The sequence below is a fragment of the Kitasatospora albolonga genome (assembly GCF_039535905.1).
Lineage (GTDB): Bacteria > Actinomycetota > Actinomycetes > Streptomycetales > Streptomycetaceae > Kitasatospora > Kitasatospora albolonga.
In genome coordinates, this window is the sequence record NZ_BAAAYB010000026.1 from 33,909 (window position 1) to 58,869 (window position 24,961).

Annotated in this window: 24 protein-coding genes, 1 tRNA gene and 1 pseudogene; 14 read left to right on the forward strand and 12 right to left on the reverse strand. The window is 72.8% G+C overall.

The genetic code is table 11. The annotated features are described in order from the left end of the window. Window positions 1–21: 21 nt before the first annotated feature. Entirely contained in the window at window positions 22–174 is a 153-nt protein-coding gene (locus ABD946_RS06770; protein WP_345281072.1) for a hypothetical protein, read from the reverse strand. A gap of 286 nt (window positions 175–460) precedes the next feature. Here ABD946_RS06770 and ABD946_RS06775 point away from each other — a divergent pair. The 3 genes and pseudogenes from ABD946_RS06775 to ABD946_RS06785 form a co-directional block, all read left to right on the forward strand. Beyond that, window positions 461–988 (forward strand): annotated as a pseudogene (locus tag ABD946_RS06775) (glycoside hydrolase family 18 protein); the annotation flags it as partial. Between the two features lie 119 nt (window positions 989–1,107). After that, window positions 1,108–1,680 (forward strand): LemA family protein, encoded by a 573-nt coding sequence (locus tag ABD946_RS06780; RefSeq protein WP_345281074.1) that lies wholly within the window; start codon window positions 1,108–1,110, stop codon window positions 1,678–1,680. Then, entirely contained in the window at window positions 1,677–3,203 is a 1,527-nt protein-coding gene (locus tag ABD946_RS06785) for a DUF2207 family protein (protein ID WP_345281076.1), read from the forward strand. The genes ABD946_RS06780 and ABD946_RS06785 overlap by 4 nt, the downstream gene beginning before the upstream one ends. A gap of 60 nt (window positions 3,204–3,263) precedes the next feature. On the opposite strand, the gene ABD946_RS06790 is transcribed toward ABD946_RS06785, so the two are convergent. Further along, window positions 3,264–4,151, reverse strand: a complete 888-nt coding sequence (locus ABD946_RS06790) for an ATP-grasp domain-containing protein (protein ID WP_345281078.1) — start codon at window positions 4,149–4,151, stop codon at window positions 3,264–3,266. Between the two features lie 220 nt (window positions 4,152–4,371). On the opposite strand from ABD946_RS06790, the gene ABD946_RS06795 reads away from it, so the two are divergent. Beyond that, a complete protein-coding gene (locus tag ABD946_RS06795) occupies window positions 4,372–6,942 on the forward strand; it encodes a collagenase (protein WP_345281080.1) in 2,571 nt (856 codons plus the stop codon). 150 nt (window positions 6,943–7,092) lie between these two features. After that, a complete protein-coding gene (locus ABD946_RS06800) occupies window positions 7,093–8,391 on the forward strand; it encodes a YhgE/Pip domain-containing protein (protein WP_345281082.1) in 1,299 nt (432 codons plus the stop codon). A gap of 35 nt (window positions 8,392–8,426) precedes the next feature. Here the strand turns inward: ABD946_RS06800 and ABD946_RS06805 are convergent, their stop codons facing one another. From ABD946_RS06805 to ABD946_RS06820, 4 genes are all read right to left on the reverse strand, one after another. Beyond that, on the reverse strand, window positions 8,427–9,578 hold the full coding sequence (locus ABD946_RS06805) for a DUF5685 family protein (RefSeq protein ID WP_345281083.1): 1,152 nt from the start codon (window positions 9,576–9,578) through the stop codon (window positions 8,427–8,429). A 50-nt stretch (window positions 9,579–9,628) separates the two neighbouring features. Continuing rightward, window positions 9,629–9,997, reverse strand: a complete 369-nt coding sequence (locus ABD946_RS06810; RefSeq protein WP_345281085.1) for a DUF6188 family protein — start codon at window positions 9,995–9,997, stop codon at window positions 9,629–9,631. Window positions 9,998–10,125: 128 nt separating this feature from the next. Next, window positions 10,126–10,599 (reverse strand): GNAT family N-acetyltransferase, encoded by a 474-nt coding sequence (locus ABD946_RS06815; RefSeq protein WP_345281087.1) that lies wholly within the window; start codon window positions 10,597–10,599, stop codon window positions 10,126–10,128. Window positions 10,600–10,759: 160 nt separating this feature from the next. Continuing rightward, window positions 10,760–12,166: an NAD(P)/FAD-dependent oxidoreductase gene (locus ABD946_RS06820; RefSeq protein WP_345281089.1), complete on the reverse strand. Its 1,407-nt coding sequence runs from the start codon at window positions 12,164–12,166 to the stop codon at window positions 10,760–10,762. A gap of 239 nt (window positions 12,167–12,405) precedes the next feature. Here ABD946_RS06820 and ABD946_RS06825 point away from each other — a divergent pair, with 239 nt between their 5' ends. Further along, on the forward strand, window positions 12,406–13,182 hold the full coding sequence (locus ABD946_RS06825) for a hypothetical protein (RefSeq protein WP_345281091.1): 777 nt from the start codon (window positions 12,406–12,408) through the stop codon (window positions 13,180–13,182). A 51-nt stretch (window positions 13,183–13,233) separates the two neighbouring features. Here ABD946_RS06825 and ABD946_RS06830 read toward each other — a convergent pair whose 3' ends face one another. After that, window positions 13,234–14,559 (reverse strand): UDP-glucose dehydrogenase family protein, encoded by a 1,326-nt coding sequence (locus ABD946_RS06830; protein ID WP_345281092.1) that lies wholly within the window; start codon window positions 14,557–14,559, stop codon window positions 13,234–13,236. A gap of 304 nt (window positions 14,560–14,863) precedes the next feature. Between ABD946_RS06830 and ABD946_RS06835 the strand changes: the two genes are divergently transcribed. The 3 genes from ABD946_RS06835 (at window position 14,864) to ABD946_RS06845 (ending at window position 17,766) form a co-directional block, all read left to right on the forward strand. Beyond that, a complete protein-coding gene (locus ABD946_RS06835; RefSeq protein ID WP_345281093.1) occupies window positions 14,864–16,282 on the forward strand; it encodes an NsdA family TPR-like regulatory protein in 1,419 nt (472 codons plus the stop codon). Between the two features lie 102 nt (window positions 16,283–16,384). After that, window positions 16,385–17,434 (forward strand): terpene synthase family protein, encoded by a 1,050-nt coding sequence (locus tag ABD946_RS06840; RefSeq protein WP_345281094.1) that lies wholly within the window; start codon window positions 16,385–16,387, stop codon window positions 17,432–17,434. Beyond that, entirely contained in the window at window positions 17,416–17,766 is a 351-nt protein-coding gene (locus tag ABD946_RS06845) for a hypothetical protein (protein WP_345281096.1), read from the forward strand. Before ABD946_RS06840 ends, ABD946_RS06845 begins: the two co-directional genes overlap by 19 nt. Before the next feature lie 28 nt (window positions 17,767–17,794). Here the strand turns inward: ABD946_RS06845 and ABD946_RS06850 are convergent. Further along, window positions 17,795–17,866: transfer RNA gene (locus ABD946_RS06850), tRNA-Lys, on the reverse strand. A gap of 97 nt (window positions 17,867–17,963) precedes the next feature. On the opposite strand from ABD946_RS06850, the gene ABD946_RS06855 reads away from it, so the two are divergent. After that, window positions 17,964–18,782, forward strand: coding sequence for a hypothetical protein (locus ABD946_RS06855; RefSeq protein WP_345281098.1), 819 nt, complete (start codon window positions 17,964–17,966; stop codon window positions 18,780–18,782). A gap of 49 nt (window positions 18,783–18,831) precedes the next feature. On the opposite strand, the gene ABD946_RS06860 is transcribed toward ABD946_RS06855, so the two are convergent. Next, the gene (locus ABD946_RS06860; protein ID WP_345281100.1) at window positions 18,832–19,338 is read right to left on the reverse strand and encodes an SgcJ/EcaC family oxidoreductase; all 507 of its coding nucleotides are present in this window, start codon (window positions 19,336–19,338) and stop codon (window positions 18,832–18,834) included. A 320-nt stretch (window positions 19,339–19,658) separates the two neighbouring features. Here ABD946_RS06860 and ABD946_RS06865 point away from each other — a divergent pair, with 320 nt between their 5' ends. Then, the gene (locus ABD946_RS06865) at window positions 19,659–20,342 is read left to right on the forward strand and encodes a Type 1 glutamine amidotransferase-like domain-containing protein (RefSeq protein ID WP_345281102.1); all 684 of its coding nucleotides are present in this window, start codon (window positions 19,659–19,661) and stop codon (window positions 20,340–20,342) included. A gap of 144 nt (window positions 20,343–20,486) precedes the next feature. Continuing rightward, window positions 20,487–21,539 (forward strand): S1 family peptidase, encoded by a 1,053-nt coding sequence (locus ABD946_RS06870; protein WP_345281104.1) that lies wholly within the window; start codon window positions 20,487–20,489, stop codon window positions 21,537–21,539. 70 nt (window positions 21,540–21,609) lie between these two features. Here ABD946_RS06870 and ABD946_RS06875 read toward each other — a convergent pair whose 3' ends face one another. Both ABD946_RS06875 and ABD946_RS06880 read right to left on the reverse strand, forming a co-directional pair. Beyond that, window positions 21,610–21,804: a YegP family protein gene (locus ABD946_RS06875; RefSeq protein WP_345281106.1), complete on the reverse strand. Its 195-nt coding sequence runs from the start codon at window positions 21,802–21,804 to the stop codon at window positions 21,610–21,612. Window positions 21,805–21,966: 162 nt separating this feature from the next. Continuing rightward, window positions 21,967–22,503 carry a hypothetical protein gene (locus tag ABD946_RS06880; protein ID WP_345281107.1) on the reverse strand — a complete coding sequence of 179 codons (537 nt, stop codon included), beginning with the start codon at window positions 22,501–22,503 and terminating at the stop codon, window positions 21,967–21,969. A gap of 566 nt (window positions 22,504–23,069) precedes the next feature. Between ABD946_RS06880 and ABD946_RS06885 the strand changes: the two genes are divergently transcribed. Next, window positions 23,070–23,426, forward strand: coding sequence for a hypothetical protein (locus ABD946_RS06885; RefSeq protein WP_345281109.1), 357 nt, complete (start codon window positions 23,070–23,072; stop codon window positions 23,424–23,426). Window positions 23,427–23,475: 49 nt separating this feature from the next. Then, a complete protein-coding gene (locus tag ABD946_RS06890; RefSeq protein WP_345281111.1) occupies window positions 23,476–23,787 on the forward strand; it encodes a hypothetical protein in 312 nt (103 codons plus the stop codon). Window positions 23,788–23,794: 7 nt separating this feature from the next. Here the strand turns inward: ABD946_RS06890 and ABD946_RS06895 are convergent. Beyond that, a partial coding sequence (locus tag ABD946_RS06895; protein WP_345281112.1) for a hypothetical protein occupies window positions 23,795–24,961 on the reverse strand: 1,167 nt, incomplete at its 5' end.

Genomic DNA, 24,961 nt, shown 5'->3' on the forward strand with positions numbered 1-24,961 from the left:
TCATCAGGTGCTCTTCCTTGATCAGGAGATACACCGGTCACCGTACAGACCCTCGCGCCGGGCTTTGGTGTTGTTGAGCCAGACCCCGAGGGGGAACTCGACCAGCTCGACGGACTCTTCACCGCCGGACCCGACCTTGACGGTCTCCAGCGGCTCCTTGTGCGGCCGTCGCACGCCCGTGAGGTGTGACGGCTCGTCCTTTTGGTTGCGGGGTTGGCTGTTGGGGTGGGGTGTTGTGGGTGGCGTGGGAGCGTGATGGCCTGGTGAGGTGGGGTCGGGTGTCGGAAGCTTGATCGTCTTGGTCGGGGACAATCTTGCTCAACCGTCCGGGAACCTTGTTCGTTCTGCACTCACCCCGACAGCGCAGCCGTCACCCGATCGGTGCCCAGCCTGAAAAGGCTCACTCATTCAAGTTCAGCACGAGCAGTTCGTTGAGCTGCTGCCGGAGAACGAGGCACGCTACGCCGTTCACGGCGCGGGCAGCGACAACTCCTGGGAGCCCAACCGGGCCGGCCACCAGGCCAACCTCTACGCCGACGCCCAGGACCCGTACGCCGTGAAGTTCTCCACCGACGCGGCGGTCAAGGCCTACCTGGACGCCGGGGTGAACCCGCGCAAGCTCACCATCGGCTTCCCGTTCTACGGCCGGGGCTGGCAGGGCGTCACCGACGGCGGGGTGAAGGGCGAGTGGCAGGCCGCCACCGGCGCGGCGCCGGGGCAGTTCGCCGAGGAGGCCGGCACCCGCGGTTACAACAATCTGATCACCACCTTCCCGGGGATGACGGTCGTCCACGACGAGCAGTCCGTCTCCACCTTCGGCTACACCGGGGCCGGCGGGCAGTGGTGGACCTTCGACGACGCCTGGTCGATCGGCAAGAAGGCGGCCTACATCAAGAACAAGAACCTGCTCGGCGCGATGATCTGGGAGATGACGGGTGACACCCCGTCGGGCACCCTGATCAACGCGCTCGACAGCGGCCTCAAGTAGCACCGCGCACCGGCCCGGAGGAAACCCCCTTCGGGCCGGTGTCCCCGGCGTGATATCCATGGGATCTTTGCCCGACCTCCACGGAGTGCGAGGTCTCTTCCCCTCTGGAGGTCGACACCGTGGGTGTCCTCATCGGTGTGCTCGTCGCGGTCCTGGTCCTGGTGGTGCTCCCCGTGTGGTGGGTGGTCCGGACCTACAACCGGTTGGTGCGGCTGCGCAACCAGACCAAGGCGTCCTGGGCGCAGATCGACGTCCAGCTGAAGCGCCGTCACGAGCTGATACCGAACCTGGTCGAAGGTGCCCGCGGGTACGCCGCGCACGAGCGCGCCACCTTCGAGGCGGTCATCGCGGCCCGCGGCGCGGCCACCGGCGGCGGCCTCACCGTGGCCGGCCAGGCCGCGGCGGAGGACGTGCTGACCGCCTCGCTGGGCAAGCTGCTGGCCCTCGGCGAGAGCTACCCGCAGCTCAAGGCGGACCGCCAGTTCTCCAACCTCCAGGCGGAGTTGACCGTGTCCGAGGACAAGATCGCCTACGCCCGGCAGTTCTACAACAGCGCCGTGCAGAGCTACCACAACGCCCTGGAGAGCTTCCCGGCCAACCTGGTCGCCGGCATCGGCGGCGCCCACGGCCACCGCGAGTACTTCGAGGCCGGTCCGGTCGCCGACGCGCCCACCGAGGTGAGGTTCGCGTGAGCCTGGAGACCCAGCTCTACTGGGGCGCGCTCGGGCTGGCCGTGCTCTGGTTCGCGGTGCTCGCCGCCGCGCTGGCCGCGACCCGGAACGGCACCGTGCGGCCCGGCCCCGCCACCCAGGAGTTCGGCGAGGACCCCGAGCGGCCCGCCCTGGTCGCCCTGCTGGCCAACGGCTGGTGCTCCGTGGACAACGCGGCCGCCGCCACCCTGCTCGACCTGGCCGCCCGCGGCCACCTCGAACTGCGCCAGCCCGGCAACGAGCCGGCCCGGACCACCGTCCACCTGACCGGCAAGGCGGCCGAGGACCTCACCCCGTACGAGCGCCGGGTGCTGCTGCGCACCGCCGAGCGGGCCGGTGCCGACGGCGCCCCGATCGGGGCCATCGCCTTCCGGGCCGAGGAGCGTTCCAAGGCGTGGAACGCCGCGCTGCGCAAGGAGATCGTCACCGAGGCCTGGCAGCGCGGGATCTCCCGCCCCCGGTTCGGCCCGGTGCTGATCGGCCTGCTCGGCGTGCTGGCCTGCCTCCCCGGAGCGGCGCTCGCGGGGGCCGGACTGGCCGGTCACCACGGCATCCGCGGCGTGGTCGCCGCCGCCCTGCTCCCGCTGGTCCCGTTCAGCTGGGTGCTCACCCGGGTGCTGGGCCACGAACGCGCCACCCCGCGCGGCCTGGAGCGGGCCGGCCACTGGGCCGGCGTCCAGGGCTGGCTGCGCGCCCACGAGGAGTTCGGCGCCCTGCCGCCCGCCGCCGTCACGGTCTGGGACCGCTACCTCGGTTACGGCGCCGCGCTCGGCGTCACCAGCGACGCGGCCCGGCTGCTGGGTTTCGACTCCGGCGACAAGCGCCGGGTCTGGTCCTCCTACGGCGGCACCTGGCGACCGGTCCGGATCCGCTACCCGAGGCTGCACCCCGGCTTCGGCGCCGGCACCGGCAAGCTGCTCCAACTCGCGGGCGCCACCGCCCTGGTGGTGGTCTGCCTGGTGCTGTTCGCGGCGCTGCGCCGCCCCGAGTGGGCGGTCACCGGGCCGGAGGCGGAGCACTCGCTGCGCCGGGCCGGCCTGCTGCTCACCCTGGGCTGGGTGGCGATCGCCCTGGCCGCGATCGCGGTGGCCGAGAAGTTCGGCCGCTGGACGCTGTTCGCCGCCTTCCTGGCGACCATGCCGGGCAACTTCGCCAGCGGCAACGGCTGGATGGAGCACGCCTTCGAGACGCCGGGCCCGCTGCTCGGCGAGAGCGTGGCGATCGCCGCCTTCTCGCTCCTGACGGTCTGGTACCTGGTGCTCGCCGTCCGGGAGCGGGGCGCTCCGCTGGTGCTCACCGGCGAGGTGCTCCGGGTGGAGCCGCGCAAGGACGAGGACGCCCCGCTGTTCCTGGCCCTGGACACCGGCGACGCCGAGCGCACCACGGCCTGGGCGCTGCCGGCCCGCCGCGCCACCGTCGTCCCCGGCACGGTGGTCCGCCTGACGGTCTCCCCGGCCACCCGCACCATCCGCACCATCGAGGCGGCGGCGCCGGCCGCCGTCTGACCCCGTCCGACGCCGCCGACGCCCGGCTGACGCACCCTCAGCGCCCCGTGACCGCCCCGGTCACGGGGCGCCGTGGTGTGCGAGGGAGGTGACGGCGGCGGCGAAGCGGCCGAGGGCGTCGGGGTGGTGGGCGAGGAAGAGGTTGGGTTCGATCAGCTCCAGCTCCATCACCACCGGGCGGCGGTCGTCGTCCAGCGCGAGGTCGACCCGGGCGAGCAGCGGGGCGCCGGGGGCGGGGACCACCGCCAGTGCGGCGCGGGCGGTGGCGAGCTCCTCGGGGGTGGGCTCGTACGCGCTCACGCCGGGGTGGGCGGTGCGGTCGTTGTCGATGACGTTCGGCTCGGTGAGCACCGGGCCCTTGCGGATCGCGTGGCTGAAGGCGCCGGCGAAGAAGACCAGGGCGCGCTCGCCCTCCTCGATCAGGCGCAGGTAGGGCTGGACCACGGCCGCGCGCCCCTGCCCGGTGAGCATCCGCACGTGCCGCAGGGCGTCCCCGGCCCGCCCGGCCTCGTAGCGCGCGGTGTCCACGGCGCCCGCCGAGACGGCGGGCTTGACCACCACGCCCCGCCCGGTGGGGAGGTCCTCGGGGCCGAACTCCCCGCCCGGCTCGGCGAAGCGGGTGGGTGCGGTCGGCACGCCCCGGGCGGCGAGCTCGGCGAGGTAGTGCTTGTCGCTGTTCCAGCGGACCGTGGCCGCGGGGTTGAGCAGTCGGGTGGCCCGGCCGGCCCGCTCGGTCCAGGAGAGGAAGTCCGCCAGCCGCTCCGAGTAGTCCCAGGTCGAACGGATCACCGCGAGGTCGTACCGCCCCCAGTCCACCGAGGGGTCGTCCCAGATGAGAATTTCCGCGCTCGCGCCGGCCGCCCGCAGGGCCTTCACCACCTCGGGCAGGTCGGCGTCCAGCTCCAGGCCGATTCCGCTGGTCACGACGGCTACGGAGGCTGCGGTCACGGTACTGCTCCCTGGGTTCGGTAAGGACTGCCTGGTCAGGACGGCTGTGACCCGAAGCGTACGGGGGTGTCCGTGGAGGGGCCATCCCGGGGAGGTCCGGGGTATGTCATATGAACTGTGACATTGTTCTATGGCCCCGGTGGTGGCAGGATGCATGCCAATTCCCCCATCAGCCCGCCTGACGTCCCGTGAGTTACCCCCACAAGAAGAGGACTTGGCCGTGCGTCTGCGCATACCCCTGCCCACCCTCGCAGCAGGCCTGGTGGCCGGCTGTATCACGGCGGGCACCCTGATGCCCGCCGTCGCGACCGCCGCGCCCGCCTCGGTCGGCGGCAAGCCGTCGGCCGTCACCGCCCCCGCGACCCCCAAGCCCGCGGGCGCCCTCACCGACACCGTCGAGGCCACCGAGCGCTTCGAGGAGTCGACCGCCCCGCTCTCCCCCGAGGTGCTCAGCCAGCCCAGCGAGCTGAAGAGCACCGGTGCCGTGACCAAGGCCGCCGAGCCCGCGGGCAAGCCGGCCGGCAAGGCCGCCGGGCTGGCGGCCGCCGCCGGTGCCGCGGCCAGCTGCACCCCCGCCGACTTCAGCTCGCGCACCGGCGCCGCCCTGGTCGACTTCGTCCTCAACTCGACCACCGACTGCGTCTCGACGCTCTTCGAGGGCGTCAACGCCACCACCGCGCCCGGCGTCTTCAAGCAGTCCCAGATGCTGCCGGTCGCCGCCGCGTACAAGGAGAAGGCCACCGCCTACAACGGCACCAACGCCAACGGCGTCCAGCAGCTGGTGCTGTTCCTCCGGGCCGGCTACTACGCGCAGTACAACTTCGCGAACACGGTGGGCAGTTACGACTCCACCCTGACCAACTCGGTCAAGCTCGGCGCGGACGCCTACTTCGCCAACCCGCGCTCGATGGACGTCACCGACGCCAACGCCGACATCCTCAAGGAAGCGCTGGTCCTCACCGACAGCATCAACCTGCAGGGCAGCTTCCTCGACGTCTACAAGCGCTACCTGAACGCCTACGACAAGGCGTACGACGCCAGCGTCAAGATGTCGAGCGCGGTCAACACCATCTTCCGCACCCCCACCTGGCGCGGCGCCTCCAACCCGCAGTTCGTCAACGCGCTCACGGCCGACACCAGCCTGCTGGTCACGATGGCCGACTTCGCGGTCAACCACCGCGACCTGTTCGCCGGTGCGAACGGCGCGCTGGCCGCCAACTCGGGCAACAACCTGGCCAAGCTCTCCGGTGCCAACGCCACCATCGCGGCGGTCGCCCGCCCGCAGGTCAAGCGGGTGCTCGACGCCTCCCCGATCCCCGGCCCGTACGGCGCCCTGTGGGTGAAGACCGCCTACCAGATCAGCGTCAGCTGGCCCGGTGACTGCGGCACCTACGGCACCTGCGACCTGCCGGCCGTGATGACCGCCAAGGTCCTGCCCAACCAGCTCACCTGCGACAACCGCATCCTCAAGGCCCAGGCGCTGTCCCGCGCCGAGCTGGACGCGGTCTGCGCCAGCCTGCGCGGCCAGGACGCCTTCTTCCACAACGTGGTCAAGGACAGCGGCGCGATCCCGAACCAGTACGCCAAGACCGTGGTGTTCGGCATCTTCGCCAACAAGGCCGACTACACCACCTACTCGTGGCCGATCTTCAACAACGGCACCGACAACGGCGGCCAGACCGTGATGGACGCCACCGACCCGGCCAACCAGGCCCGGACCGTGATGTACCAGAAGGCCTGGAACGTCAACGACACCGCGCGGGTGTGGAACCTCAACCACGAGTACACCCACTACCTCGACGCGATCTACGACATGAAGGGCAACTTCTCCACCCAGATGTCGGTCCCGACCATCTGGTGGGTCGAGGGCCTGGCCGAGTACACCTCCTACACCTACCGCGGCGCGACCGACGTCGACGCGATGGCGCAGGCGGCCAAGCACACCTACAAGCTGAGCGAGCTCTTCCAGACCACGTACGGCAACGCCGACTCCACCCGGGTCTACCCCTGGGGCTACCTGGCGGTCCGTTACATGCTCGAGAAGCACCCCGCCGACGTGAAGACGATCATGGACCGCTTCCGGGTCGGTGACTACCAGGGCGCCTACGCCTTCTACAACGGTCTCGGCACCTCCTACGACGCCGACTTCACCACCTGGCTGGACGCCTGCGCGGCCGGCGCCTGCTACGCCCCCGGCCCGACCTCGGTGTTCGACCAGACCGTGAACGGCGCCACCGTCTCGCTGACCGACCGCTCGCTGCAGACCGGCTCCGGCCGGATCGTGAAGTGGAGCTGGTTCTTCGGCGACGGCACCCCGGCCTCCGAGGAGCGCAACCCGAGCCACACCTACGCCAAGGCCGGCTCCTACACCGTCGCCCTGACCACCACCGACGACACCGGCCGCTCGGCCACCACGCCGACCACCGTCACCACCCTGGTCGACGGCGGCCCGGTCACCCTGCCGGCCTGCACCCAGGCCCGGCTGGACGAGCTCGGCAAGAACTGCTCCCGGTCCGACCGCGCCCGCACCAAGGGCAACACCGACTACATGTACCTCTACCTGCCGGCCGGCACCACCACGCTGAAGGTCACCACCTCCGGCGGCACCGGCACCGCGGCGCTGTACTACAACGCCGACAACTGGGCTTCGCCGAGCGCCTTCACGGCCTCGTCGACCCAGACCGGCACCACCCAGTCCATCACCGTGAACAACCCGACGGCTGGCTACCGCTACGTCAGCCTCCACGCCGTCACGGACTTCAGCGGCGTCACCGTCAGCGCGCAGTTCTGACCCGACACCCCCTCAGTCCCACCGCGCCCGGCGGTCGGTGCCCCGTGCACCGGCCGCCGGGCGCGGCTGTGTCGTGCCGGGGGAGGGCGGTGGCGGCCGCCTATGGTCGAGGGAAGCGGCGACCGTCGACCTCCGAGCACGTGGAGTGGAATGTCCAGCGCGATCCCCCCGAAGGCCCCCGGACCGCAGGCCACCGCCGGGCGGGTGCTGCGCCGCTGGAAGCTCTGGATCGCCCCCGGGGTGCTGAGCGCGCTGGTCACCCTGCTGCTCTCGCTGCTCTACATGGGCGGCATCCTCACCCCCTCGGAGAGCCTGGACCGGCTGCCGATCGCGCTGGTGAACTCCGACACCGGGGCCCCGCTGCCCGGACAGCAGGCCAACCTCGGCACCCAGGTGACCGCGGCCGTCACCGGCGGCACCCCGGCCGGACAGGTCGACTGGCGGCTGCTCGACCGGGCCCAGGCCCAGGACCAGCTGGACTCGGGCAAGGTCTACGGCGCCCTGGTCGTCCCCACCGACTTCACCGCCACGGTGGCCGGGCTGACGACCGCTCAGGCCACCGCCCGGCCCGCCCTCACCGTGCTGACCAACCCGGGGATGGGCAGCCTCGGCTCCTCGCTGGCCGCCCAGATCACCCAGCGGTCCGCCCACCAGGTGTCGCTGACGGTCGGCAAGCAGCTCACCGCCTCGCCCGCCCTGGCCGGGGCGAGCGCCACCACGCAGCTGCTGCTCGCCGACCCGGTGGAGGTGAGGACCCAGGTCGGCCACCCGATCGGCGCCCACACCGGGCTCGGCCTGAGCGCGTTCTACTACACCCTGCTGCTGGTGCTGGCCGGCTTCCTCTGCGCCAACATCGTGCACAGCGGCGTCGACACCGCGCTCGGCTACGCCGACACCGAGATCGGTCCCTGGCACACCCGCCGCCCGACGGTGCCGATCAGCCGCACCCAGACCCTGGTGCTGAAGATGGCGATGACCGCCGGGCTCTCGGTGCTGACGACCAGTCTGGTCATGCTCGCCACCATCGCGATCCTCGGCATGGACGCCCCGCACGGGGTGCTGCTCTGGCTCTTCTCCTACTGCGCCTGCCTGTCGGTCGGGCTCGGCGTGCAGGCGATCAACGCGGCCTTCGGCAGCATCGGGCAGCTGGTCGCGATGTTCGTCTTCATCGCGCTGGCCCTGCCCTCCTCGGGCGCCACGGTGCCGCTGGAGGCCGTCCCCGGCTTCTACCGCTTCCTGGCGGTCTTCGAGCCGATGCGCCAACTGGCCGCCGGGGTCCGGTCGATCCTCTACTTCGACGCCCGGGCCGACGCCGGACTGACCCGGGGCTGGATCATGATCGCGATCGGCTTCGTGGTGGCCCTGGCCTTCGGTTTCGCGATGACCCGGTACTACGACCGCAAGGGCCTGGACCGGATGGTCCCGCAGCCGGGCCCGCACCCCGCCTGAGCGCTCCCGGGTGCGGGCCCCGATCCTGTAGGCCCTCAGCAGTCGCAGCCGCAGCCGTCGCACCCGTCGCAGCAGCACCCGTCCGAACAGCAGCTGCAGCAGTCACCGCAGCCGCTGCAGTCGCAGTTGCCGCAGTCGGCGTTGGCGCAGGCGCCCTCCTTGCGCTGCCCGCTGAACGGGTCCTCGTGCTCGCAGCAGAGCAGCTGGCAGGTGCAGGCCATGAAGGCCCACATCGCACAGGCGGCGGGGAGGGAGCGGTTCGGGCGGGGCGGCTCGGGCGCGTGCGGCGGTTGGCCGGGCGCCTGCGGCGGGGCCTGGTGGGGGTGGGAGTGCGCGGTGGGCGTGAAGACCCGGTCGACCGCGCGGCCGGTCTCGTGCACCAGCAGCCGGTGCGCCAGTGCGGGGGAGGTGAACTCGACCTCCGCGAGGGCCAGCCGGATCCCGTGCACGGCGTCGCGGCAGAGACGCTCGGCCTCCGCGCGGTCGGTGCCGGTCGCGGTCAGCGGGTTCCAGGCCCCCGTACGGGCGTCCTCCGCCTGGTCCTCGGCCGCGTCCAGCAGGTGCGCCAGCCGGCCGAACAGCCGGCCCACCTCGTGCAGCGCGGCCGCGTTCCCCGGACGCCCGGCCAGCACGGCGGTGTGCGCCACCGCCTCGGCGGTCGCGGTCTCGGTCGGTTCGGTGACGGCCAGCACCGGGCTGCCGAGACCGGCCGAGCGCTCCAACGCGCCCTGCCGCTCGGCGGCCCGGACCAGCACGGCGGTGTCGAACCCGACCGCCCCGCCCGTCCGCCCGCTCTGCCGACCCCAGCGCCGGGCCACCATCCCGGCGGCCCCCGCCACCGGCCGGCGGGCGAACGCACCGTCACCGTCCAGCACGTGGTCCTCGACCTTCACCGCCGCCAGTGCCAGCGAGACCGCCGCCGCCAGCCGCGCCCCCTCGCCCCTGGCCACCGAGGCGCCGCGCATCCCGCGCAGCGGGCAGGGCCCGGCCTTGCGGCGGTCCGGGCCGGCCGTGGACTGGGCCTCGACCAGCACGGAGATCACCAGGCCGTCGTAGTTGGTGGCGGTCCTGGCCAGCTGCCCGTGGTCGTCGCGCAGGGCCAGGCAGAGGCCGCAGAGGTGCGCCAGCCACTCCGTGCGCAGCGATTCGGACAGGCTGTGGCGGCACGGTCTGATGATCCCGAACATGCTGGTGCTTCCCCCGTTTGACCCCGTGCGATGACGCTCCGTCAGCGTCCTCAGCCCGTAAGGTACCCGCCCGGCTCGGCGGTGAACAACGGGCCGGCTGGGCCGGACACCTGCCACGGGCGGTGCACGGTGTCGGCGGGCACCGAGAGCCTGCGCCCGCAGTCGAAAGCCAGCTCCAGACCCCCGGCCGGGGTGACGGTGGTGTCGGTGACCCGGGCCCCGGCCAACTCGGCGAGGCCGCCCGCCACGTCGGCGCCCAGGTGCGGGTAGAAGTGCTCCACCCCGCCGGGGGTGCGCAGCCGGAAGTCGCTGTCCACCAGCACCGTCAGCCCGTCGTCGAGGTCGAGTCTGACCTGGCCGCCGCCGCGCACCCGCTCCACCCGACGGCCCGTCAGGGCCTCGGCGATCGACTCGGTCATCCGACCTCCAGGCACTCGCTCACGCCCCGGCTCTCGCTCGTACAGGGGGCCATTGTCATGCCCCGCCCCCTCCCGGTCACGTACCCGGGCCGGAGGCCGGTGAAGCGGTGACGGGTGCGACCCGCGCGTCAGAGGGTGAGGGTGAGGTCCATGCCCGGGTAGGCGCCGTCCACGAACCCGGCCGCCCGGTAGACCGGTGCGCCGGCCTCGCTGGCGTGCAGCTGCACGTAGTGCACCCCGAGCGAGCCGAGCCAGGCGGTCAGCGCGTCGACGATCCGGCGGGCGTGGCCGTGGCCCCGGGCGGTGACGTCGGTGACCATTCCGTCGACGTAGCCCCGGCGCCCGTCCGGGCGGGGCGGGGAGGGCAGGTGGTAGGTCACCCAGGCCAGGCCCGTCGCGGCCAGCCGTTCCCCGGGGTCCCCGCCCACCACCAGGCAGCGCAGGTCCTCCCGCCCGGTCAGCCGCTCGGCGAACCAGTCGCGCGCCGAGGCCCGCCACGGCGCGTCCGCGGGGCCCGGGTCCACGCCGAGGCCCTCCAGCGCGACGGCGCGCAGGCGTACCAGCTCGGGGATGTCGGCGGGGGTGGCCGGGCGCGGATCCATCGGGTGCTCTCCTCGGGGCGTCTCCTGTGCTTCCTTCCGGCAGCCTAGGCGGTGGGTCGTGGACGACCCGAAGCGGGCCCCCGGACAAGCACTTGACGGAGGGTCAGCGCACGGCGATCGGGGCTGTGCCCGGTGATCGGATCGGCGCCCGGCAGCCAGGTCAGCGCCCGGCGATCCGGTCGGCGGCGCGGGCGATGGGTGAGGTGGTGGTGCGGCCGTCCGCCTCCTGGCGGTCGGCGGCGTGGTAGGCGGCGTACATGCCGTGCACGCCGAGCCAGCGGAGCGGCTCCGGCTCCCAGCGGCGGACGGAGTGGCCGACCCAGGGGAGCGAGGTCAGCTCGGTGTGCTCGCCGAGCACGAGGTCGCGCAGGGTGCGACCGGCCAGGTTGGTGGTGGTCACGCCGGAGCCGACGTAGCCGCCCGCCCAGCCGAGGCCGCTGCGGCGGTCGAGCTCGACGGTGGAGCACCAGTCCCGTGGCACGCCCAGCACTCCCGCCCAGGCGTGGTCGATCCGGGCCCCGGCGGCGGCCGGGAAGAAGCGGTCCAGCACCTCGCGGAGCTGACGCACCGTCTCCTGCTGGGTGCTCCCGTCGCTGTCGGTCCGCGAACCGAACCGGTACGGCACGCCGCGCCCGCCCAGCGCGATCCGGTCGTCGGCGGTCCGCTGCGCGTACATGTAGGCGTGCGCGAAGTCGCCCAGCACCTCGCGCCCCTCCCAGCCGGTCTCCGCCCAGAACTCCGGCGGCAGCGGCTCGGTGGCGATCATCGCGGAGTTCATCGGCAGCCAGGTGCGGCGCTCGCCGCGCAGGCCGGCGGTGAACCCCTCGGTCGCGCGCAGCACGTGGGTCGCCCGGACGGTGCCGTACGGGGTCTCGGCGCTCGCGGAGGCCGTCCCGCGCGCCGGGTGGATCGCGGTCACCGGCGTGCCCTCGTACACCTCCACCCCGAGGCCGGTCACGACGGCGGCCAGCCCCCGGGCCAGCTTGGCCGGCTGGATGCGGGCGCCGTGCGGCGTCCAGGTCCCGCCGAGGACCCCGGCCACCCCGATCCGGGCGGCCGCCTCACCGGCCGTCAGCACCTGGAGGTCGGTCTCGCCGTAGCCGTGCTCCTCGGCCGCGAAGGCCGCCAGTCGCTCCAACTGGGCCGGAGTACGGGCGACTTCGAGCACGCCGCCGCGGACGATGTCCGCCTCGATGCCCTCGGCGGCGGCCACCGCCACCACCTCGTCGACCGCCTGGTCCATCGCCCGCTGCATCGCCTGGGCGCGCGGCTTGCCGTAGCGGCGGGCGAAGGCGCCGCGGCCGGCGAAGCCGTTGTACAGCCAGCCGCCGTTGCGCCCGGAGGCGCCGTAGCCGCAGAACCGCTGCTCCAGCACCACGATCCGCAGGGTCGGCTCGGCCTTCTTCAGGTAGTACGCCGTCCAGAGCCCGGTGTACCCGCCGCCCACGACGCACACGTCCGCCGTCCGGTCGCCGTCGAGCGGCGGCCGCTGCTCCGGCAGCCCGAGGGCCGAGTACCAGAACGACACACCCCCGTTGACCACGGGACCGTTGGTTGCGGAACTCACGGTGCTCACCGCTGCGACCTGCCTTGCCTCGACGTAGTCCCGGGAGGCTACCCCCTGCCACCACCCCCTGTGACCCGACACCCTGTCAACTCCGGGGCCACCGATGTGTCAGGGTGTCGGGGCGGTACGTGACGGCAGGAACGGCACCACTCGGAACCCGGATGCGGCGGGGCGCCGCCCTGCGACAGGATGCGGTTCCGCAGCTGCTCAGCTGCTCGATGAACGAAGAGGAATGTCTGGTGTCGAAGTACGACATGCTGGTCGTCCTGCCGACGATGCCACCCGAGCGCTACGACGAGGCGGTCGTCGCGGCCCTGGCGCCCTACTACAGCGAGCTCGAGGTGCCCGAGTACCGGGACCACGAGGCGGCGGATCCCAACGACGTGTACTGGGTACGGGTGAACAAGGAGCGGGGCGTCCTGCCGGACCGGGCGGACCTCCGCTGGAGCGAGGTCGCCGAGGTGATGAATGCCTGGGCGGGGACGGTCCCCGGGGACGACGGTCATCTCTACGTCGACGAGGCCGGGCGCGGGTACCACCTCTCCACCCGCAACCCGCGCGGCGAATGGGACGCCCTGAGCCTGCGCATCGGGGGCCCGCGGCTGCTGCACCGGCCGGACGCCGCCGACGATCCGCTGCTGGCCCGGTACGAGTACGGCGAGGTGCCCCGGCACCGCGACCTCCTTGCCGGCCTGCCGAACCGCTGCGACGGCGGCCCGCGCGGACTGCTGGACTTCGAGGCGCTGCGCGCCGCGCACGAGCGCCTCGCCGGGGAGCGGCACGACGCGTGGGTGGCCGGTGGCGAGGAGCCGGCCGACTGGCCGTTCCGGTTCACCGAGGACCGGGCCGGGAACCTCGCCCTGGCCCGCGCCAACGCGGTGCCCGGCTACGCGCTGCTGCGGCTCGACGGGAGGTGGACCGACATGCGCGAGGACGGCTACCTGCGGGACGCCAACGCCTACCTGGACGCCCTCGACCCGGAGTCCGTGGTGCTGGACGTCTCCTGCCACTGCTGACGGGACGCCACGTGCCGCCGTCTGCGGGCCACCCGCGGGCGGGGGCCGGCCCTACGGGCGGCCGAGGGCGCGGTACGTCCAGCCGGCGGTGCGCCAGGTGGCGGGGTCGAGGGTGTGGCGGGCGTCGAGGACGCGGGGGGTGGCCGGGAGCGGGGCGAGGGCGGCCGGGTCGAGGTGGGTGTAGTCGGGCCACTCGGTGAGGTGGAGGAGGAGGTCGGCGCCGGTGAGGGCCTCGGTGGGGTCGTCGAGGTAGCCGAGGTGGGGGAGGGCCTTGCGGGCGTTGTCGAGGGCGCGGGGGTCGGAGACGGTGACGGTGGCGCCCGCACGGTGGAGGGCGTCGGCGACGGCGAGGGCGGGGGAGTCGCGGATGTCGTCGGTGCCGGGTTTGAAGGCGGCGCCCCAGACGGTGATCCGGCGGCCGGCGAGGGTGCCGTCCAGCAGCTCGCGAGCCAGCTCCACCGTCCGTTCGCGGCGGCGGGTGTTGACCGCCCCGACCTCCCGCAGGAGCGTCACCGCCGAGTCGGCGCCCAGTTCGGCGGCCCGGTGGCCGAAGCCGAGCAGGTCCTTGGGCAGGCAGCCGCCCCCGAAGCCCAGCCCGGCCCGCATGCCCCGCCGCCCGATCCGCACGTCGTACCCGAGTGCCTCGGTCAGCACCTCCACGTCCGCGCCCGCGGCCTCGCAGACCTCGGCCATCGCGTTGACGAAGGAGATCTTGGTGGCCAGGAAGGCGTTCGCCGCCGACTTGGCGAGCTCGGCCGTGGCCAGGTCGGTGACCACCACCGGGGTCCCGGCCGCGATGACCGCCTCGTACGCCTCGCGCACCAACGCCTCGGCGCGGCGGCCTTGCCCGGTGCCTCCGCTGCGGTCCGCGAAGCCGAGCACCAGCCGGTCCGGCCGCAGGGTGTCCTGGACGGCCCGGGACTCGCGGAGGAACTCCGGGTTCCAGCACAACTCGACGTGGTGCGGGGCGTCCTGGAGCAGGGCGAGCAGCTCGGCGGCGGTGCCGACCGGGACGGTGGACTTGCCGACGACCACCGCCGGGCCGGTCAGCCGGGCGGCCAGGCTGCGGACGGCGGCGCGCAGCGCGGCGAGGTCGTAGGCGCCGTCCGGGCCGAGCGGGGTGCCGATGCCGAGGAAGTGCAGTTCGGCGAAGGCCGCGGCCTCGGCCTGGTCGGTGGTGAACCGCAGCCGCCCGGAGGCGGTGTGACGGGTCAGCAGCTCGTCGAGGCCGGGCTCGTGGAACGGGGCGCGGCCGGAGTTCAGGGCCGTGACCTTGTCGGGGTCGAGGTCCAGGCCGAGGACCTGGTGGCCGAGTTCGGCCATCGCGGCGGCGTGGGTGGCGCCGAGGTGGCCGCAGCCGATCACGGTGAGCCTCATGGGGTGGGTCCTTCCGTCGGGGTTCGGACGTTCCTCAGCCAACCCGGAGGGTGCGAGTCGGGGGAGGGCTCGCAGGGAGGCTCACGGCTCGCGGCCCGCCGCGTGCGCCTGGTGGTGGCGGACGGTGCCACTCGTTCCGGGCCGGACCCACCGGATCGGCAGGGGGCTCACACGGGGGCTCGCACGGTGCGCGGGAACCTCACCGGGCCCGCAGAGGTCCTAACCTCGGTGATCCGGCATCAGCCGCCGGACATACCAACCCCCGTGCCGGGTGTGGCGGGGGCGGAGCAAGGAGGCACCGACCGTGGGAACGACCGCGCGCAGGGCCAAGCCGCCGAACGAGGCGCTGGCCCGGATGATCGAGGCCTGCGACGGGGCCAGCCGCAAGGCGCTCGCCCACCGGGTCAACCAGTTGGCGGCCGGGGCCGGGCTGACCACCCGGTACACCCACACCTCGGTCGCCAACTGGTGCCGCCGGGGCATGGTGCCGGAGTGGCCCGTTCCCGCACTGCTGGCCCGGGCGATCGGTGAACGGCTCGGCAGGCCGGTCGCGTTGGCCGAGATCGGGATGGCGGAGGCCGGGCCGGAGCCGGACGCGGCGGCGGGACTGGACTTCCCCCGCGACCCCGCCGAGGCCGTCCGGGTGGCCACCGCCTTCTGGAGCTCGGTCAACCGGCGCGACTTCCTCACCGGCACCGGCTTCGCGGTCTCCTCCTTCGCCACCCCCGTGACGCGCTGGCTGGTCAACCCCGCCGACGAGGACGCCGCCCACCGGGGCCGGAACACGGCGCGGGGCCGGGTCGGTGCCGCCGACCTCGCCGAGCTGGGCGAGGCCGCCGAGGAGGCGCGGCGCTGGGACTCCAAGTACGGCGGCGGGAGTTGGCGCGCCGGCTCCGTGACCGCCTGCCTGCGGGAGCGCGCCGTCCCGCTGTTGAACGGTTCCTTCGACGACCGGGTCGGCCGCCGGCTGTTCTCCGTCACCGCCGAACTCTCCCGGCTGGCCGGCTGGACGGCCTTCGACACCGGCCAACACGACGCCGCACAGCGGCACTTCATCCAGGCCCTGCGGCTCGCCCGGGCGGGCGGCGACGTCCAGTTGGGCTGCTACGTGCTCACCACCATGGCGATGCAGACCCTGCTGCGCGGCTTCGCGGGCGAGGCGGTGGACATGACCCAGGGCGCCTTCGAACGGGCCAAGGGCCGCTCGGCCCCGCGGGTGCTGGCCTTCACCAAGCTGATCGAGGCCCGGGCCCACGCGCGGGAGGGGGACGCCCGGGCCGCCTCCGCCGCGCTCGCCGCCTCCGAGCGCCTGCTCGACCAGTCCCGCGTGGGCGGCGGTGCGGGCGAACCGGCCTGGATCGACTTCTACGGCCCCGCCCGGCTCGCCGCCGACGCGGTCGAGGTCTTCCGCGACCTCCGCAACCCCACCGCCGCTCTGGGCTGGAACGACCGCACGGCAGCGATCCCCACCGGCGCCTTCACCCGCTCCGTCGGCCTGCGCCTGACGGTCGTCGCCACCGCGCACCTCCAATCCCGGGAGCTGGAGCGAGGCTTGACGGTCGGTCACCAGGCGCTGGACGTCCTCGCCGGGGTCCGCTCCGCCCGCGCGGTCGACTACGTCCGGGACTTCGGTGCGGCGCTGGGGCCATGGCGGCGGGAGCCGGGGGTGGGGGAGTTCATCGAGCGGGCCCGGGCCTCGTTCGGAGCCGCTGCGGCAGCCTGAGGTGCTCTGCGCGGGCTCTTCTGTGATGTGTTCAGGCCAACTTCTGGCCGATCTTCGATCGAAGTCGACCACGGAGTGCGGCGGTACGGGAGGCTGCCGATCATGGACATCCTCGCGCGGCCGACGTTCCACATGCCGTTCCGCTCCCGCCTCAACCCGAGCGTCGACCAGGCCCGTTCACGTGCTCTGGAGTGGGCGCGGCGGATGGGCATGTTCGACCAGGAGTACCTGGCGTGGCCCCGGCGGTGGAGCGAGGAGACCTTCCGGCGGGCCGACTTCCCGCTGTTCATCGCCCTGACCCACCCGGACGCCGACCCCCGCGAGCTGGACCTGGTCACCGCCTGGCACGTCGCGCTCTGGTTCGTCGACGACCTCTTCCTCCCGCTCTCGAGACGCGACCACGACCGGGTGCCGGCCGAGGTCCGGGCCGAGCGGCTGATGCGCTTCCTGCCGCTCGACGGTTCGCCGCACCTGCCCGTCCCGGCCAACCCGGTGGAGCGGGCCTTCGCCGAGCTCTGGCCCGAGACCGCCGCGGCCGCGAGCCCCTTCTGGCGCGAGCGCTTCGTCGGGAGCGTGCGGCGCTTCCTGGAGGGCGTGCTGTGGGAACTGGAGCACGTCGACCACGCGGTCGACGACCTGGTCGAGTACCTCGGCGCCCGCCGCGACTTCGGCGGCCTGCAGTTCACCGCCCTGCTGATGGAGCACGCGGGCGGCGAGCTCCGGCCGGAACTGCTGCGCGACCGTGAACTGCGCTCCGCCCTGGACGCGTTCGTGGACGCCGTCAGCCTGCACAACGACCTGGTCTCCTACGAGCGGGAGATCGAGGAAGGCTCCGTCGGCAACAACGGCGTCGAGGTCACCCGCAAGGCCCTCGGGATGCCCCTGCGCGGCGCCGAGGACCTCGTCGACGCGCTGCTGACCGCACGGGTGAACACCCTGGCCCGGGCGGCGGCGGCCGTGCCACCGGACGCGGTGGCCTTCGTCGAGGCCCTGCAGGAGGCCCTGGCCGGCTCGTACCGCTGGCACGAACTGACCGGCCGGTTCCACCGGGGCCAGGAAGCCGGGAGGCCGGAGGCCGGAGGGCAGCGGGCCGGGAGCGAGGGTGGCGTGGGCCAGGGAGTTAGGGTTCGGGCATGCCGATCGTCGACGTGACCCACGCCCCCACCGTCCCGGAGTCCCAGCTGCGCGAACTGGCCGCAGTGCTGCCGCACTTGGTGTCCCTGGCCGTGGAGTGTCCGGAGGAGCCGTACGACGGTGACCTCCAGCCCGGGGACGTGGACGTCCGCTTCCGCGCGTTCGGCGCGCTGGACCGTGGCGGCCTGCCCGTGGTGATCGAGATCAGGTCGAAGTGGTTCCCGAGCCGGGACGCCAACCGCCAGGAACGGGTCGACACCCTCCACGAGGCCATCGGCTCGGCCACCGGTCTCGACGACTTCGGGATCTACCTCTCGCTGCCCCGCGCCGCCTGGTCCCAGGGCGACTGACGCCTCGGGCCGGACGCCTGGGGTGCGGAACGGGTGGAGGGACTTGAACCCCCGACCTGCTGATTAAGAGTCAGCTGCTCTGGCACTGAGCTACACCCGTCCGCGGAACCGATTGTGGACCGCCGGGGACTTCCGGGGCACCAGGTTTTTCCGGGATCGGTCCTCTACGGAGCGGACGGCGCGGCTAGGTTGAGCCCATGTGCGTCTCTTCGGCCCGGGCCGAGTTCTCCGGCACCACCCTCTTCGTCGGACGGCGGAACCACCCGCTGCACGGGCTGATCCACGTCCTGGGCTACCAGAACACGGCGGTCAACCTCGCCTCCGGCCCCAACGCCATGCTGCTCCACCTGCCCGCGCGGTCCGTGACCCAGGGGAACTTCCTCTCGGCGGGCGGGTGCTCCACCATCCTGGAGAGCATGGTGGAGGCGTTGCTTCCGGTCAGCCGGGGTGTCGGGCCCGTACAGATGGACAGTCGGACGCGGGGGGCGGTCGAGGTGTTCGACCACGACATCTACACGGTGGTGCTCGCCGACGACCCGACGCTGATCCGTGCCGCCCTCGGCCGGGTGCCCGCGCGCAAACGGCCCGCGCTCGACCCCGAGCTGCTGCGCTTCTACGCCGACCACTACCCGGACCACACGATCGCGCTGTGCTGCTTCGACAACACCGAGGCGAGGAAGGCCAAACCGCTCCTGCTCTGGTACGAGCCACTGGACCCGGACCTGCTCGTGGCCCCGTCCCTGGACAGTCACACCGGTGGGGCCCCGGACCTCGACGCGCGCGTACCCGTCGACCACTGGCTCCTGTTCGGCACCGACGAGGCACCGGACGGCTGGGGCTCGCCCGTGCGCTACCCCTTCAACATGCCGCCCGCGCTGCACGAGTACCTCCCGCCCACGGTCATGGGCACCCACGCCGGGTACATGAACCTGGCGAACGGTGACTTCGCCATCGCCCACGAGGACCTCCTGGCCGGCCACCTCGGCCGGATCGGCAGGCTGCAGCCGAGCGCCTGAGCCCGTGCCCCGAGGTCCGGACGGCAGCCCGCCCGGACCTCGCGGCTGTTCACGGACGGGCGGCCAGGGTCTCCGGGTCCTGGACGGTGGTGTTCTGGGCGGCGGCGATGCGCCAGGTGCCGTCGTCCTTGGCGAGGACGTAGGTCGGGTTGCCGGGGCGCGCCTCGGGGTGCTCCTGGGCGAGGGCGGCCGGGTCCGGGTGGCCGCGGAAGATCTCGTCGAGGTGGCGGCCGTCGGCGCGGTTCAGCGGCCGCTGACGGACCTTCACGGCGGCCAGGTCCGGCCGGATGAAGAGGATGTGGGCGACGTCGTAGCTCGCGGTGACCAGGGCGGTGGCGGTGGGCGGCAGCACGGCGCGGGTGAAGGCGGCGATCTCCTCCAATCCGATCAGCAGCTTGCCGTGCCCGGTGGTCCAGATCGCGTCGGGCCGGAAGTGCGCGAGGAAGTCGTCCGGGGCGGCGGCCTGTTGGGCCTTCTCGACGGCGGCGACCAGGCCGACGATCGCGTCCACGTCCTGTTGCGGCGCGGCGACCCCGGTGATCTGCGGCTGCTCCATGACGACACCCCTCCTCGACTGCCCCGGGCTTCCCGGGAGCTGTGCACCATCCTTCAACTTGAAGTGCACTTGAGGTCAAGCGATCACTGGCGACCCGTCGGACGAGCGTGTCCTCGAGTGGGGTGGCCGTGTCGAGGGCGTTGGCGAGGGGACGGGCCAGTCGGCGGTGGCGTTTGGGTGGGCGGGGTGGGCGTTGCGAGGCCGTCCACGATCTCGAGGGCGGAGCAGCGGCTCTCGGGCCAGGAGTCGTACTGGTCGGCCGTGACCAGGGTGGTCGAGCTGTCCGCGGAGGCTTCCGGGCGGGTGGCTAGTGTGGGCGGATGCGACTGTATCTGTCTTCGTTCCGGCTCGGTGACTGCCCGGAGGAGTTGGTGGGGCTGCTCGGGCGGGTGGGGGCCGGGTGCCCGGTGGGGGTGGTGGCGAACGCGATGGATGCCGCGCCGGGGGAGGTGCGGCGGGCCGGGGTGGAGCGCGAGTTCGTGGCGTTGGCGGGGTTGGGGCTGGCGCCGGTGGAGGTGGATCTCCGGGAGTGGTTCGGGGGTGAACCCGGAGCCGTCGCGGAGGAGTTGGCGCGGTACCCGGTGGTGTGGGTGAGGGGTGGGAACGTCTTCGTACTGCGCGAGGCGCTGGCGCGCAGCGGGGCGGACGTGGTGCTGACCGGGATGGTGCGGCGGGACGAGCTGGTCTACGCCGGGTACAGCGCCGGGCCGGCGGTGCTCGGGAGGAGCCTGCGGGGGCTGGAGGGGTGCGACGACCCGGCGGACGTGGCGGTGGCGTACGGGGACGGGGCGGCCGTGCGGTGGGACGGGCTGGGGGTGCTGGACTACGTGGTGGTGCCGCACGTGGATTCCCCCGGGCATCCGGAGAGCGAGGCGCTGGGGCGGGTGGCCGCGGAGTACCGCCGGACGGGTGTGCCGCACCGTGCGCTGCGGGACGGCCAAGCGCTGGTGGTCCGGGGCGGTGTGACCACGCTGCACCCGGACGGAGCAGAGCGGCTGGGGTAGCGACGGAAGGTGAACTCTCGTGAGGCAATGGCGAGTTGACGGGCGGATTGGCAGGGCGGCCCGGATTGACGTGTGCATGGGGCGGCCGGATGGTGGAGGGGAGGAAACGCCTCCCCCGGCTCCTGAACCCCCACGGAGAGACCCATGAGGAACCGCCGCCCCGCCGCCCTGCTCGCGGCCACCGCCCTGCTCGCCACCACCGCCGCACTGGCCGCACCCACCACCGCCACCGCCCGCCCGGCCCCCACCGGCGACCAGGTCACCGCCCTCGCCGAGGGGCTGCAGCAGAGCCTGGGCGAGGGCCGCACGGCCGGCTCCTACCTGGACGACAGCGGCCGCCTGGTGGTCAACGTCACCGACCCGGCCGCCGCGCAGCAGGTGCGGGTGACCGGTGCGCTGCCCCGGTTGGTGAGTCGTAGTGGTGCCGAACTGGCCTCGGCCACCTCCGAGTTGGACCGCCGGGCCACCGTCCCCGGGACGGCCTGGGCGGTCGATCCGGTGAGCAACCAGGTGGTGCTGACGGTGGACGACAGCGTGGGCGGGGAGCGGCTGGCCCAGGTCGCCGGAGTGGCGGAGCAGCTCGGCGGGGCGGTGCGGGTCGAGCGGGTGCCCGGGACCCTGAGCATCAAGCTGGCCGGGGGTGACGCCATCTACGGCGGCAACTTCCGCTGCTCGCTCGGCTTCAACGTGCGCAAGGGCACCACCTACTACTTCCTGACGGCCGGTCACTGCGGCAACGACGCCCCGTCCTGGTACACCACCTCCGGGCACACCACCAAGCTGGGCGACACCACCAACTCCCGTTTCCCGGGCGACGACTTCGCCATCGTCAAGTACACCAACGGCTCGGTGCCGCCCTCCAGCGTGGACCTCTACAACGGCACCACCCGCCGGATCACCGCCGCCTCCACCCCGACGGTCAACACCACCGTCACCCGCAGCGGCAGCACCACCAAGGTGCACAGCGGCAAGGTCACCGCCCTCAACGCCACCGTCAACTACGCCGAGGGCAGCGTCCGCGGCCTGATCAAGACCACCGTCTGCGCCGAGCCCGGCGACAGCGGCGGCGCCCTCTTCTCCGGCAACACCGCCCACGGCCTCACCTCCGGCGGCTCCGGCAACTGCAGCGGCGGCGGCACCACCTTCTTCCAGCCCGTCACCGAGGCGCTCGCCGCCTACGGCGTCAGCGTCTACTGACGGACGGTCGCGCACGCGCACCGGAGGCCGGCCCACCTCGTCGTCGTGGGCCGGCCTCCGGTGCGGCGGGCTACGCCGGTGCCGCCGCGCCGGCCTCGGAGACCTTCGCGTACGGCGCGGCCTTGCGGATCGACTCGATGCTCTTCATGCACTGTTCCTGGGTCTCGTACGGTTCGCTGGTGATGATCACGGCGCCCGTGCTGGCCTTGAGACGGAACCGGTGCACACCCGACTCATCGGTGTAGAGCTCGAACTTCGCTGCCATGGAACTGCTCACCTCTCGTAGGTCCGCCCCCACCCCGGCACCGTAGGACGGCCCGTCGGCGCGCCGCACCCGCAGCGCTCCGATCGGGTGGCGGGTCGTCAGGAGGGCCTGCCGGAGGCTCGGTTGGAGAACCCCGGCCGAGGCTCTGCGCAGACCGTCCGCTTATTGCGACATCCATGGATCCATCCGTTGCCGAGGCGCATGTTCATGAGATTGTCGGCCCGAATCGTCGGACCCTTTCAGGAGCTGAATAATTTCACGGGCCGGTTGTGCTACGTCGCTTTCCAGGGATGACGCCAGCTTTTGCAGGGAGGGCGCGGCGTCGTGGAGCGCAGAGCGGCATGCACGTTCCCAGTCCAACGGTTCCGCGTAGTCGCCGGCGCGATCCGACGGCATGGCTGCCGCTGCGTTGCTCCATTGGTTGGCCCGTGCGATGCTCAGCAGCAGATCAAGGATCTCCGGCCTGCACTGGATGTGTGGCGCTTCGGCCAATTCCACCAGGAAAGGAATGGTCGGAGCGGTCGCCTCTCTCACGACGAAGCCGAGTTCGCAGATGTGGTCCTTGAGGCGATCGATTGCATCCCGAGAGCTCGGAGCGTCGCCCCAGGCTGCCCGTGAGAGCAGGTCGGGAACGTCCCGGGCGGGGCCGCAGGCATCCTGGAGCTCATGCCATCGAACTGCGTGGATGCCTTTTAGCATTGGTCAGCCCTCCCTTGACAGCGTCCTTCGTGGCCATGGCTGGATTTCGTACAGAAGGTCGAGACTGCACCTCAGGGGTCGACCATGCTTGCCCGGCGATCTCGAGCTAGTACTCGGCGGCGCGGTGCAATGCACTGTCCAGGGTTGGAAGCCCTTCGCTCGTGCGCCATTCGTCGGTGCCTGATTCGCACGCCTCCCAGGCGCTCACATAGGATTGCTCGACGGCAGCGGTTCCGAACATGAGATCAGCGAGGAATTCATCAGGACATTGATTTTTCGGTCTGAGTAGAGAATCCGGTTGCTCAGCTCGGCCCTCGCCACCAGTAGTTCGCCGACTCGCCTCAGGTGAATCACTCCCACATTCGCGCTGATGACGATCTCGGAAAGAGTACGCAGGGCTGCAGTTGGCTTGTGCATGAAGTGAGGTTTTCCTCCTCGCTCTGTTGATGACGGCCAGGATGTCACGTGGCGGCGAGACTGAGGTGCCCCGCCCGGATGACGGGGCGTCAGGGGGGTTAGTCTCCGCAGTCGGATGAGTCGTGAGTTGTAGAGCCATCGGGGGACACGTGAAGTTCGACCAGGACGAACCGCAGGGCGTGCGGGAGCGGCGGCTCGCCGGGGAGCGGGCGGCGGCGAAGGTGGCGGCGCGGGAGAGGCGGGCCGCGGTCAGGGAGGAGCGGAGGGCGGCGCGGCTCGCGGCGCCGCTCGACCTCGGGTGGGCGCACGTCGGGGCGGTGGGGGTGGCCGGGGCCATGGCCCTCTCCGCGTATCGAGGCGTGCTGGAGTTCGTGTGGGTGCTCGCCGCGGTGATGCTGCTGGTGTACGTGCTCAACCTCGCTGTGGCGCGGAGTGACGGCGAGGAGTGGCCGGTCGCCGTCAGGCGTGCGTACCGTTCCACCTTCGGTCGGCGGCGGGCCCGCTGACGTAGCCTCGTGTGCGATCGATCCCCGAGCAGAGTTTCCGAGAGGCGCCGTGTACTTCGACCAGGACGAACCGCAGGACGTGCGGGAGCGGCGGCTCGCCGAGGAGCGGGCGGCGGGGCGGGTGGCGCGGGCCGAGGCGCCGTTGGAGCTGGGGGCCGCTCACCTCGGGGCGGGGCTGGTGGTCGTCGCGGTGGTGCTGTTGGCGTGCTTCGGGAAGGTCGTCGCGGTTGGTGTCGTGCTCGGGGTGTTCGCGGTGTGGTTCGGCGTCGCCCGGGTGTGGGTCCGGTACGACGGCGGGCGCGGGTGGCACGCGATGGGGCGGGCGTACGGGCTCACCTTCGGCTGGGGCGGGGGCTTCTGAGGGCGGGTCATGGGCGGGCGAGGCCGGCGGCGTCGAGGAGGGCGTGGAGGCGGGGGCCGGTGAGGGAGGGGTTGGCGGCTGCCGGGCGGGCGAGGTCGGGGTCCTGGAGGAGGGTTTCCAGGACGTCGGCCGGGAGGAGGGGGTTGGTGGCCGCTGCCCGGCGGACCTCGGGGGACGGGTCGTCGAGGAGGGCGACCGGGGGCTCGGGGAGGGTCGGGTCGGCGGCGGCCAGGGCGCGGACGCCGGGGTCATGGTGGGCGAGGAGGTGCGCCAGGCCGGTGCGGGGGAGACGGGTCGTCAGGTGGAGGGTCTCGCGCAGGTCGGGCCGGGCGACGAACGCCTCCAGGACGGTTTCGGCGGGTGCGTTCTCCTGGTACTCCGCGAGCAGGTGGCGGACCGACGGGTCGGGGTCGGCGGCCAGCAGCGGGATCAGCTCCGGCGGGAGCATCGGCGAGCCGGCCACGGCCTGACGGGCCAGCAGGTGGGGTGAGGTGGCGCAGGCCCGGTACCAGGCGGTGAGTTCGGGGCCGGCCGGGGCGGGGGGCTGCCACCCGGGGGAGCTGTGCGGTCGTGCCTGGAACAGCGGGCGGACCGCTGCGTGGGCGCGAACCTCCTCGTCCGGGTCCTCTGCCAGGAGGGCCAGCACCTCGGGGCCGACGTCGTTCCGCTGCGCGACCGCGAGGCGGACCGTGCGGTCGGGATCGCGGGCCAGGCGGTCGACCGCGTCGGCGGGGGTGTGCCGGTTGGTGGCCAGTGACCAGAGGTTGCGCCGATCGGCGAAGCACCGGTCGATCACGGACTGCGGGAGTGCGTGGTGGAGCAGGATGTGGACGCGGGCGTGGCAGTCCCGTTCGGGGAGGTCGGCCTCGGTCGCGGCCGGGTCGTACTCCCGGTCGCCCCGCTGCGCGGCGGCCCGGACGGCCGGGTCCGGGTCGGCCCGGAGGGCCTCGCGCTGGTCGTCGGTGAGGCTCTGCCAGGTGAAGGTGGCCTGGATGCGCAGCTTGGGGTTCGGGTGGGTCGGCAGGCTGCGGTAGTAGGAGTCCGGGATCTGCCGGGAGAAGGGGAGTGACGAGGCGATCTCGTCGGCGGTCACCAGGTCGTCCGGGTCGGTCGAGGCCGTCATCAGCTTCACCACCACCTCCTCAGGCAGGGTCGTGCGGGGCCAGACCCACTC

Coding starts and splice junctions, on each gene's coding strand:
- ABD946_RS06800 (WP_345281082.1), top strand. CDS start 7,093: ATGTCCAGCGCGATCCCCCCGAAGGCCCCCGGACCGCAGGCCACCGCC.
- ABD946_RS06805 (WP_345281083.1), bottom strand. CDS start 9,578: ATGTTCGGGATCATCAGACCGTGCCGCCACAGCCTGTCCGAATCGCTG.
- ABD946_RS06810 (WP_345281085.1), bottom strand. CDS start 9,997: ATGACCGAGTCGATCGCCGAGGCCCTGACGGGCCGTCGGGTGGAGCGG.
- ABD946_RS06815 (WP_345281087.1), bottom strand. CDS start 10,599: ATGGATCCGCGCCCGGCCACCCCCGCCGACATCCCCGAGCTGGTACGC.
- ABD946_RS06830 (WP_345281092.1), bottom strand. CDS start 14,559: ATGAGGCTCACCGTGATCGGCTGCGGCCACCTCGGCGCCACCCACGCC.
- ABD946_RS06840 (WP_345281094.1), top strand. CDS start 16,385: ATGGACATCCTCGCGCGGCCGACGTTCCACATGCCGTTCCGCTCCCGC.
- ABD946_RS06845 (WP_345281096.1), top strand. CDS start 17,416: ATGCCGATCGTCGACGTGACCCACGCCCCCACCGTCCCGGAGTCCCAG.
- ABD946_RS06855 (WP_345281098.1), top strand. CDS start 17,964: ATGTGCGTCTCTTCGGCCCGGGCCGAGTTCTCCGGCACCACCCTCTTC.
- ABD946_RS06860 (WP_345281100.1), bottom strand. CDS start 19,338: ATGGAGCAGCCGCAGATCACCGGGGTCGCCGCGCCGCAACAGGACGTG.
- ABD946_RS06865 (WP_345281102.1), top strand. CDS start 19,659: ATGCGACTGTATCTGTCTTCGTTCCGGCTCGGTGACTGCCCGGAGGAG.
- ABD946_RS06870 (WP_345281104.1), top strand. CDS start 20,487: ATGAGGAACCGCCGCCCCGCCGCCCTGCTCGCGGCCACCGCCCTGCTC.
- ABD946_RS06875 (WP_345281106.1), bottom strand. CDS start 21,804: ATGGCAGCGAAGTTCGAGCTCTACACCGATGAGTCGGGTGTGCACCGG.
- ABD946_RS06880 (WP_345281107.1), bottom strand. CDS start 22,503: ATGCTAAAAGGCATCCACGCAGTTCGATGGCATGAGCTCCAGGATGCC.